General features: G+C 74.4%; 7 protein-coding genes and 1 pseudogene. 4 read left to right on the top strand and 4 right to left on the bottom strand.

Annotated elements, in window-relative coordinates; genetic code table 11:
• From EIO00_RS17755 to EIO00_RS17745, 3 genes and pseudogenes are all read right to left on the bottom strand, one after another.
• Positions 1-348, bottom strand: a pseudogene (locus EIO00_RS17755) (hypothetical protein); the annotation flags it as partial.
• A 65-nt stretch (positions 349-413) separates the two neighbouring features.
• Positions 414-1,793 carry a serine/threonine-protein kinase gene (locus tag EIO00_RS17750; RefSeq protein WP_140180400.1) on the bottom strand — a complete coding sequence of 460 codons (1,380 nt, stop codon included), beginning with the start codon at positions 1,791-1,793 and terminating at the stop codon, positions 414-416.
• A gap of 106 nt (positions 1,794-1,899) precedes the next feature.
• Positions 1,900-3,729, bottom strand: a complete 1,830-nt coding sequence (locus EIO00_RS17745) for an N-6 DNA methylase (RefSeq protein ID WP_206664170.1) — start codon at positions 3,727-3,729, stop codon at positions 1,900-1,902.
• 618 nt (positions 3,730-4,347) lie between these two features.
• Between EIO00_RS17745 and EIO00_RS17740 the strand changes: the two genes are divergently transcribed.
• The 4 genes from EIO00_RS17740 to EIO00_RS17725 all read left to right on the top strand — a co-directional run bounded on the left by EIO00_RS17740 (position 4,348) and on the right by EIO00_RS17725 (position 8,405).
• The gene (locus EIO00_RS17740) at positions 4,348-4,920 is read left to right on the top strand and encodes a sigma-70 family RNA polymerase sigma factor (RefSeq protein ID WP_140180396.1); all 573 of its coding nucleotides are present in this window, start codon (positions 4,348-4,350) and stop codon (positions 4,918-4,920) included.
• 68 nt (positions 4,921-4,988) lie between these two features.
• Positions 4,989-5,375, top strand: coding sequence for an SSI family serine proteinase inhibitor (locus EIO00_RS17735; RefSeq protein WP_140180395.1), 387 nt, complete (start codon positions 4,989-4,991; stop codon positions 5,373-5,375).
• A 153-nt stretch (positions 5,376-5,528) separates the two neighbouring features.
• Entirely contained in the window at positions 5,529-6,356 is an 828-nt protein-coding gene (locus EIO00_RS17730; protein ID WP_241661435.1) for a GAF and ANTAR domain-containing protein, read from the top strand.
• 150 nt (positions 6,357-6,506) lie between these two features.
• Positions 6,507-8,405, top strand: a complete 1,899-nt coding sequence (locus tag EIO00_RS17725) for a SpoIIE family protein phosphatase (protein WP_140180393.1) — start codon at positions 6,507-6,509, stop codon at positions 8,403-8,405.
• A 64-nt stretch (positions 8,406-8,469) separates the two neighbouring features.
• On the opposite strand, the gene proS is transcribed toward EIO00_RS17725, so the two are convergent.
• Positions 8,470-9,918 carry a proline--tRNA ligase gene (proS, locus tag EIO00_RS17720; protein ID WP_241661434.1) on the bottom strand — a complete coding sequence of 483 codons (1,449 nt, stop codon included), beginning with the start codon at positions 9,916-9,918 and terminating at the stop codon, positions 8,470-8,472.
• Positions 9,919-10,014 lie beyond the last annotated feature (96 nt).

Here is a 10,014-nt window from a genome sequence, read left to right as displayed (position 1 = left end):
GTCCGCCGGGCGGGGCGAGGGCGGCGCGGTGGTCAGCGGGCGGGGGTCCCGCTCCGGCGGCGCGGTGTCCGCCGCCGAGGGCGCACCGGCCTGCGGGGCGGGTCCGGGCGGTCCGGGGGGCGGGGCGTGCGGTTCCCGCCGCGGGGTGCGGTGGGCGCCGCCGGACGGCCGGGCCGGTGCGGCGGCCGGGTCCAGCGGGGCGACCTTGACGTCGTCCGGGAGGCTCGTGGCCGGCGAGCGGCGCGGCGGGGGGTCGTCGTCGGTGACCGGGGCCCAGTCCTGCGCCGGTTCGTCGGGCGCGGAAGGCCGGTCGGCTGGGTCCGGGGTCGGGGGGCCGCCCATGTTCATGAAGTCGATCGTCGGTTCCGGTCGACGGGAGCGCAAGTCCACGTCCACAGGCGGCCGGCGGCCCGTCACCGGTACATCGGGTAGGGGGCGGGCGGCGGCTCGGGATCCAGCAGCCTCAGCCGCTGCACCGCCGTCACCACCGAGTGGAAGAACCCGCCGAACCACAGCATCATCATGAAGGCGGCGGCGACCCCGTCCAGCGGGTGCTGACCCTCGGGGATCGAGACGATCAGGCCGATCAGGGCGGCGGACAGCAGCATGTAGATCACGGAGAACGCCATCCAGGACCGCTTCTGGTGCCGGGCGCCCACGTACAGGAAGCCGACCCAGGTGAGCATCCCCAGGCTGAGCGCGCCCGGCAGCGTCCACAGCAGGTGCCGCAGCAGCCGGCCGGAGCCGCGGTGCGGCCGCGGCACGGGCGCGGGCGCCGTCCCGGGGGCGTACTGCGGGAGCCCTCCGCCGACGTCGGGCGTCGCCACGGGGACGGCGTAGGGGTTCTGCGGGGCGGGCGTCGGCGGGACCGTGCCCACCAGCTGGGCCAGGATCCGCGCATAGCCGTGGATGGCGCTGGAGGACCTGCCCACCGGGTCGATGTCGCCCAGCGGCGTCGCCTGCCCCACGTGGGGCAGCAGCCGCTCGTAGACCTCCCGGGCCGAGCCGGGCCGCTGGGCGGGGTCCTTGGCCAGCAGCTGCCGCACCAGCCAGTGCAGCTCGGAGGGGAGGTCGGTGCGCTGCAGGGGGGCCGGGGTCTCCTGCAGATGCTTGGCGATGATGGCGGGCGCGGTGGTCGCGGTGAACACCGGACCGCCGGACAGCATCTCATACAGCACGCAGCCGAGGGCGTACAGGTCGGTGCGCGGGCTGGTCTGCTCCCCGCGCAGCTGCTCGGGCGCCATGTAGGCGGGGGTGCCGATCGCCGCGCCGGTGTGGGTGATGCGGGTGAGGCCGGGGCCGCCCTCCAGCACCGTCGCCACCCCGAAGTCCAGGACCTTGACGGTGCCGTCGCGGGTGAGCATGAGGTTCTGCGGCTTGATGTCGCGGTGCACCAGCCCGCGCTCGTGCGCGATGGCCAGCACCGCGCAGACCTGGGCGGCGATCGCGGCGGACCAGCCGACCGGCAGCGGGCCGTGCGTCTTGACCAGGGCGTCCAGGGAGCGCCCCTCCACCAGCTCCATCGCCAGGTAGAGCCCGCCGGAGTAGGAGCCGACGTCGTGCACGGCGGGCACTCCGGGATGCTGCAGCCCCGCGGTCACCGACGCCTCCCGGGTGAACCGGCGCAGCAGCTCGGTGGAGTCGCCGTGCGCGGCCATCTGGTCGTCGGTGAGCAGCTTGACCGCGACCCGGCGGCCGCCGAGCCTGCGATCCTGCGCCTCCCACACCTGGCCCATGCCGCCCCGGCCCAGCGGAGCGACCAATTCGTACCGGTCGGCGAGCACCTCGCCCACGACAATCCCTTCGGCGTCACTGAACTCGCATATCGAGTCGAACTGAGCTCAGTGTGGCCGAACCGGCGGCCGGGGGCGACCGATCGGTCGGTTCCGGCCAGGGCCTTCAGCTCCGGTCGGGGCCCAGGGTGCCCGCGGTGACGCCGTCGGCCAGCAGCCGCGCCAGTTCCCCGCCCAGGTCCGCGCTCGCGCGCAGCGCCGCCGCCAGCTCGTCCATGCGGCGGAACAGCGCTCCGATCCGGCGCTGCTCCGCGATGGGCAGGCGGGGCACCATGGCCCGGCGGATGCCCAACCGGCTGCCGGAGGAGACGGCGGTGGACCGCCGGACGTTGGCCGAGCTGCGCAGCACGCCCGCCAGATAGTGCGGGTCGAGCAGGTCGGGCTCGACGCGGATCAGCACCAGGGAGGGGCCGAGGGCCGCGCCGCCCCGCTCCACCACCCGGACGGCGAGGCCGCGGTCGGCGGCGGTGACGACGACGTCCCCCGCCTCGGTGAGGATCCACCGTCCCGCCTCCGTCGGCTCCGCCGCGACACGGGCGGACGGCTCCCGGCCCTCGATCACGTCCTGCGCGGTGAGCAGCGGAACGCCGGCGTCGGCGGTGGCGGGCTCGCGGCGCAGCGGCGTCTGCCGCACGGTCAGCGCGCCGGCGCGGGCCAGCTCCGACAGCGGGACGACCGGGACGTCCGAGGCGCGTTCCGCGGGCCGGGCGGCGGGCAGCAGCGTCGTCATCCGCTCCAGGGTGTCGGCCAGGCGGGAGCGGGTCTGCAGGAAGCGTTCGGCGGTCTGCTCGGTGCCGCCCACCGCCAGATGCCGGCCGGGGGTGACGTCGACGTCCTCGTCCAGCAGCTCGATCAGCGGCACCGCACGGCCCACTCCGGGGCGGTGGAGCCCGGGGTCGTCGTGAAAGTCCCGCCAGATCGCCGTGAGCTGCGCCGGGTCGTCTCCTTCGGCCATCAGCACGGTGCTCGGGGCGGATTCGGCGCCCGGGCGGCGCAGCAGCCAGAGCTGGACCGAGCCCGGCAGCGCGAGGACCGCCCGCAGCGCGCCGCGCCGCAGCAGCTGGGCCCGGATGCGGCGGCCGGAGCGGCGGCCCGCGGCGGCCGGCGGCATCACGACCACGGCGAGGCCGCCGGGCTCCAGATGGGCCAGGGAGTGCTGCACCCAGGCCAGCTCCGGCTCCATCCGGGGCGGCAGCCCGTACTCCCAGCGGACGTCGGCGGTCAGCTCCTCATAGCCCCAGTGCCGTTCGTTGAACGGCGGATCGCAGAGCACGGCGTCCACGGTGGTGTCGGCGAAGCGGTCGACGCGCAGCGAGTCCCCGGCGGCGATCTCGGCGTCGGAGGTGCGCAGCGCCAGGCGGATCCGGGCCAGGCGGGCCAGCGTCTCGTCCCGCTCCTGCCCCAGCAGCCGTCGTGGGGAGCCCTGCCGCAGGGCCTGGACCAGCAGCGTGCCCGTCCCGCAGGCCGGGTCGAGCACCGAGGCCGTCCCCGGGTCGAGCAGGCCGGCCATCAGCTCGGCGACCGTCGCCGGGGTGGGTCCGACGCGGCGCGGCTGGACCTCCAGGAAGCGGCCGAGCAGGAACTCGTAGGTCTCGATGGGGCCGCGTTCGGCGGCCAGCTCGGCCACCGCCGTGAACGCCGGGTCGGAGGTCCGGGCGAGCAGCATCTCGCCGGCCCGGGCCAGGGTGTCGCCGAGTCCGGTGTCGTCGGCGCGCGAGCGGATCTGCTGCCAGGCGCGTTCGGCGGGCGGCACCTGGCGTAGCTTGCCCTGGGCGCGCAGCCAGGCCTCGACCTCGTGCAGCGCGAACTGCGGGCTGGTCGCCGTTCCCCCGACCGGCCGGGGGAAGTCGGGGTGGCGGCGGCGCCAGTTGCTCACCGCGGCCCTGCCCACGCCCGCCAGCCGAGCGATGTCCGCCGCGGTCACGGTGTCCGGCACGTCTGTCAGGCCTCCTATCACCCCCACCATGGGCGAGCCTAATGGCCGGTGTTCAGATGTGTCGACATCACCACTCTGTGAAGTGGATTCACTTGATCGCGGTCGACGGTGCGCCGCCGGCGCGGGCGCGCCCCGGGCCGGGGCGCGCCGGAGCGTCCGCCCTGGCACGTCCGGCCGCTCGAGCCGGCGCGGCCGGTCACCCGCTCCGGCGACCGGTCGCCGGGGCCTCGTCCGGACCGGGCGCGGCCGTCGACCACGGCCCGCCGGCGGCGGCCGCACCCGGTCGCGGCACGGGTTTTCCCTCATGTGACAAACGGCACGCAACCCTTTTACCCTGGTCAAGCGTCTTATTACGCGAGAGCGCATCCGGGTGGCGGGCCCGACCCGGCCCGTCGCGCCGGGCTCCGACTCAGGCGGCCGCCACCTGAAAGACATCCCTCCATCTCACCCGTCCACGACCGCGATCGACGCCGGAACCGGTTTCGAACCCGTGGGCCGGGCACGACGTACCTCATCACCAAGGACGACGTATTCCAGGGAACCTCACGAGTTCCCCAGGACGGCCGCGGCCACGGACCGCGGACCGCCCGGACGCTGAACCACACCACCAGGAGAGCGATGATGACTGTCGCCGCGCCGCGCACCGATCACCGCGCGCGATACGAACGCGACGTCCTTCCCTACACCGAGCCGCTCTACGCCACCGCCGTGCGGATGACCCGCAACCCCGCCGACGCCGAGGACCTGGTCCAGGAGACCCTGGCCAAGGCGTACGTGAACTTCCACCAGTTCCAAGAGGGCACCAACCTCAAGGCCTGGCTGCACCGCATCCTCACCAACAACTTCATCAACTCCTACCGCAAGCGGCAACGCGAGCCGCAGCGCGCCGGGCAGGAGGAGCTGGAGGAGTGGCAGCTGGCGCACAGCTCATCGGCGTCGGCCGGGTTCCGGTCCGCCGAGGCCGAGGCGCTGGACCGGATCCCCGACTCCCAGGTGATCGCCGCCCTCCGCGCCCTGCCCCGCGACTTCCGCGACGCGGTGTACCTCGCCGACGTCGAGGGCTACTCCTACAAGGAGATCGCCGAGATGATGGGCACCCCGCTCGGCACCGTGATGTCGCGGCTGCACCGCGGCCGCAAGCAGCTCCGCGAGGCGCTGACCGCCGACCGCGGACACGCCCTGGCCGCCTGAGCCGCGCGCCCCTTCCCTCCCGATACGGTGGGCGACGTTCCGATCACGATGAGTCCCAAGGAGCGTCGATGCCCCACCTCGCCGTCCGCATCCTCACCGGAGCGGCGCTGACCATCGCCCTGCTGCCGTCCCTGCCCGCCGCCGCGGCGACCGGGACCGATCTGCGGCTGACCCTCACCCATCCCGCGCCCGACACCTCCAGCACCCGCACGGTCACCCTGACCTGCGAGCCGCCGGGAGGCACCCACCCCCGTCCCGTGCGGGCGTGCGCGGATCTGGCCCGGTCCAAGGGCCGCTTCACCCTCCCCGCGCCGCACACGGTCTGCACGCTGGAGCACCGGCCCGTGACGGCCGCGGCGACGGGCCGGTGGCGGGGCCGCCCCGTGCAGTGGAGCGCCGCGTTCCCCAACCCCTGCGTGCTGCACGCCCGCACCGGCGCGATCTTCCGCTTCTGACCCGGCGGCGCGCCCCGGGACGGAACGTGCATGGGAACGGGCCCGGCGGGTACAGCCGGAACACGCCACGACGATGTGGACATCGGCATCGGCGCCGGCCGCTCCGCAGGGCGCCCCGACGCCGATGCCCCGGCCGGCCAAGGAACGCACGCCATGACCCACCTCGATCCGCCCTGCCGTTCCCGGCCCCCCGTGCGCCGGGCGAGCCGTCCGGCCGCGGACGCCGTGGGGCCCGTGCCCGCCTCGGACGCCGTCATCACCGACGAGCTGGCGGTGGAGATCGCCCGGCTGGGCATGGTCCGCGAGTCCTCCGACCTGGCCACCCTGCACCGGCTCACCCAGCTGGCCGCCCGCGCGGTGAGCGGCTGCGCCGGCGCCGCCGCGATGCGCTGGACGCTGGAGGAGCCGCCCGAGCCGCTGGCCTCCGCCAGCAGCCATCCCGATCTGGCCGAGCTGGTCGACCTGCAGATCGAGCGGGGCGAGGGGCCGATCTTCGACGCGGTGCGCGACCGCCGTCCCGTCCGCTGCGACGACACCCTCGCCGAGACCCGCTGGCCCGGCCATGTCGCCGCCATGCTGCGCCGCGGCGTCCGCTGCTTCACCACCACCGTGCACGAGTACGAGCAGGTGCTGGTCACGCTGACGGTGTACGGGGTGGTGCCCGGCGCGCTGGACCCCCGCCAGCAGGCCCTGGCCTCGCTGCTGCTCGCCCAGGGCGGGACCGCGGTGTCCAACACCCGCGAGTTCGACGACGTGCACCGCACCGCCGTGCAGCTGCAGCAGGCGGTGGAGACCCGCGCGGTGGTCGATCAGGCCAAGGGAATCCTGATGCACGCGCTGGGCTGCGACGCCGACCGGGCGTTCGCCGAGCTGCGCCGCATCTCCCAGACCCGGCACGTCAAGCTGACCGCCATCGCCCAGCGGATCGTCTCCGGGCAGATCCCCGACGCCGCGCTGCGCCGTCGGAATGGGTACCTATGACGATGCGGTGAACCGTGCGGCGGCGCAGCTCGCCCCCCGGCTGCCCGCCCATGACACCGCATGAGGCGGCACAAACCGCGCTGCAACGACCCGCGGCGGCGGGAGGCGGCGCCCGGTTCTTCGGGTATGGACGGTCGCGAGGGGGCACGCATGCCGGAACAGCTGGAACCGGACGTCCTGATGCGCGAGATCAACGATCTCGAGGGACGGATCGGAGAACTGCGCCAGGCCGCGGCGATGCCCGACCCGGACCTGCGGGCGACCCTGGACGCGGCGCTGGTGGAACTGGAACTGGCGCTGGCCGCGTTGCGCACCATGGGAACGGCGCAGGCCGGCGGGGAGGGCCGGACCGCCGCCGCCGAGTCCGAGCGCCGGGTGCTGCGCACGGTGTTCCAGGACGCGCCGGTGCCGCTGTTCCTGCTGGACCGGGACGCCAGCGTGCGGCGGGTCAACCGGCAGGCCGCCGCCCTGCTGGGCACCTCCCCCGGCTATGTGTCCGGCAAGCCGTTCATCGTCCTGTGCGACCTGTCCACCCGGGCGGCGCTGCGCTCGCAGCTGGCCGCGGTGGTGCGCACCGGCCGCCGGCGGCGCGCCCAGGTCCGCTTCCTCAGTCGCGACAAGCCGGTCGAGGCCGTGGTGACGCTGGCCCGGGTGTGGATCCGCGGCGAGCCCGACCCCATGGTGGTGGTCGCCGCCACCCCGGCCGCCGGTCAGCCGCCCGCGCCGGAGATCCCTCGGGGCCGGCAGGCCGAGGACGAGGCCGTGGCCACCGTCGTGCACCGGATGGACGTCCTGGCCACCGCCAGCGAGATGCTGCTGGAGGAGCCGGTGTTCAACGAGCCGGTGGCGCTGCGCCGGTGCGCCCGGCTGCTGGCCGCCGAGCTGGCCGACTGGGTCTTCGTCGACGTGGTCCCCGACCCCTCCGTCTCCGGCGACCCGGCGGGCGAGCTGCACCGCCGGGTGGTCATGGGGCCGGACGGCGAACGCACCGAGAAGCTCACCCGCCTGCTGCAGGAGCTGGATCCCGCGCCCGGCACGCTGCCCCGGTCGGTGTACGCGAGCCGTCAGGGCACCCTGCACCCTCACATCGCCGAGCCGGGCATTCTGGGCTCGCTGCCCGACGGCGGCCCGGTGTGCGGCGCGATCGGCGCCACGTCCGTGTTGTGCGTGCCCATCGAGGACGGGCGGACCTGCATGGGCACCATCACCATCACCGGCAGCGGCGAGCACGGCCCGTTCGACCTGATGGACCTGGGGGTGGTGCAGCGGCTCGGCCGCTACCTGGCCCTGGTCATGCGGGCCGCCCGGCTGTACCGGAGGCGTGCCGAGGTCGCCGACTCCCTGCAGGCCAGCCTGCTGCCGCGGACGCTGCCCGCCATCCCCGGCATCGAGGTGGACGCCCGCTACCTGGCCGCGGCGCACGGCGTGGAGGTCGGCGGCGACTTCTACGACGCGTTCGAGACCGCCGCCGGGTGGGGCTTCGTGCTGGGCGACGTGTGCGGCAAGGGCGAGGAGGCCGCCGCGGTCACCGCCGCCGCCCGGCACGGCATCCGGATGCTGTCGCGGTGGAAGGGCGATCCCGCCGAGGTCCTCACCATGGTCAACGCCGCCCTGCTCAGCGAGAACCGCTTCGTCACCGCGGTGCTGGCCGGCATGGAGGACCTCGGCGACGGGGTGCGCATCACCGTGGCGACCGCTGGCCATCCCCCGGCGATCGTCATCCGCGCCGACGGCACCATCCGCACCACCAGCGGCGGCGGCGTGCCGCTGGGCCTGTTCGAGGACTTCGAACCCGCCGTGGAGTCCATCGAGCTGAACGAGGGCGACACCCTGTTCCTGCACTCCGACGGCGTGCTGGACGCCTGCGACGCGTCGCGCACGCGGTTCGGCCCCGAGCGGCTGGCCGAGATCCTCGCCGCCGGGGCCTCGATGCCCGTCCGCGACCTGCTGATGTCGGTGGAACGCGCCCTCATCGACTTCTGCGACGGCGGCCTCACCGACGACATCTCCATCCTGGCCCTGCGCGTCCTCCCGCAGGCGTTGGACTGAGCCGGTCGCCTCGGAGACGGCCGCGGGAAGGCCGGCGCGGGGCCGTGCGGCCGCCCGGCGCCGCTCAGTACGCCTTGCCGAAGATGATCCGCTTGCCGTACGGGGAAGGACGGCCGCACTTGACGCAGACGCCCTCCTCGGCCGGTCCCTCGGCGGGGATGCAGCGGGGGGTGGCGGCGGTGTCGGCCTTGATGTCGTCCTCGCACTCGGTGCGGCCGCAGTGGAACGCCAGCGCCCAGCCGCCGGAGACCTGGGCGCCGAAGTCGTCCCAGGAGTCGACGGCGCGGGTGTGGTCGTCGCGGAACTTCTCGGCGCGGGCCAGCAGGAACGCCTGGAAGTCGGCCAGGATCTGCGGCAGGACCTCCGGGACCCGCTCCAGCGGGACGGTCTCCTTGCCCTGCCCCTCGACGGTGGGCAGCCGGCGGGCCAGCGTGGCGACGCCGTCGGCCAGGTCGCGCGGGCCGATCTCGAGGCGGACCGGGACGCCGCGCATCTCCCAGTCGTTGAACTTGAAGCCGGGCGACAGCTGCGGGCGGTTGTCGTCGACGTGGACGCGGATGCCCATGGCCTTGATGGCGGCGCCCAGCCGGCGGGCCTCGGCGGTGGTGGCCTCGCCCTGCTCCTTGCGCCCGATCGGGACGATGACGACCTGGTAGGGGGCAAGACGCGGAGGCAGCACCAGCCCGGAGTCGTCGCCGTGGGTCATGATCACCCCGCCGATCATGCGGGTGCTCATGCCCCAGGAGGTGGTGTGGGCGTACTGGAGCCTGCCCTCCTCGTCCTGGTACTGGATCTCGAACGCCTTGGCGAAATTGGTGCCCAGGTAATGGGACGTGCCGGCCTGCAGCGCCCGGCCGTCGCGCATCATGCCCTCGATCGTGTAGGTGCGCACCGCGCCGGCGAAGCGCTCGCCGGCGGTCTTCTCCCCGGCGACGACCGGCATGGCGGCCAACTCCCGGGCGACGGCGGCGTAGGTGTCCAGCGCCCACATCGTCTCGCGCATCGCGTCGGCCTCGTCGATGTGCGCGGTGTGGCCCTCCTGCCACAGGAACTCGGTGGTGCGCAGGAACATCCGCGGGCGCAGCTCCCAGCGGACCACGTTCGCCCACTGGTTGAGCAGCAGCGGCAGGTCGCGGTGCGAGTCGATCCACTTGGCCATGTACTCGCCGATGACCGTCTCGGAGGTGGGCCGCACCACCAGCGGCTCCTCCAGCTCCTTGCCGCCGGCGTGGGTGACCACCGCCAGCTCCGGGGAGAAGCCCTCGACGTGCTCGGCCTCGCGCCGCAGATACGACTCGGGGATGAAGACCGGGAAGCAGGCGTTGTCGTGCCCGGCCTCCTTGATCCGCCGGTCCAGGTCGGCCTGGAGCAGCTCCCAGATCCGGTAGCCGTACGGGCGGATGACCATGGTCCCCCGCACCGGCCCGCGATCCACGAGCTGAGCCCGGACGACCAGCTCGTTGTACCAGGCGGAGAAATCTTCGCTCTGCGGCGTCACACCTTCACGACTCACGCTCAAGAGGGTACTGAACCTCGGCGGCGGCGCCGGGTCCCGCCGGAACGTCGGGACGGCGGAGGCCTCGCCCGGGCGCGCCCCGAACGCGATCGG

Source organism: Thermomonospora catenispora (genome assembly GCF_006363815.1).
GTDB classification, from domain to species: domain Bacteria; phylum Actinomycetota; class Actinomycetes; order Streptosporangiales; family Streptosporangiaceae; genus Thermomonospora; species Thermomonospora catenispora.
The sequence above is the reverse complement of the archived record's forward strand: the minus strand, read 5'-3'. Positions and strand labels throughout refer to the sequence as shown.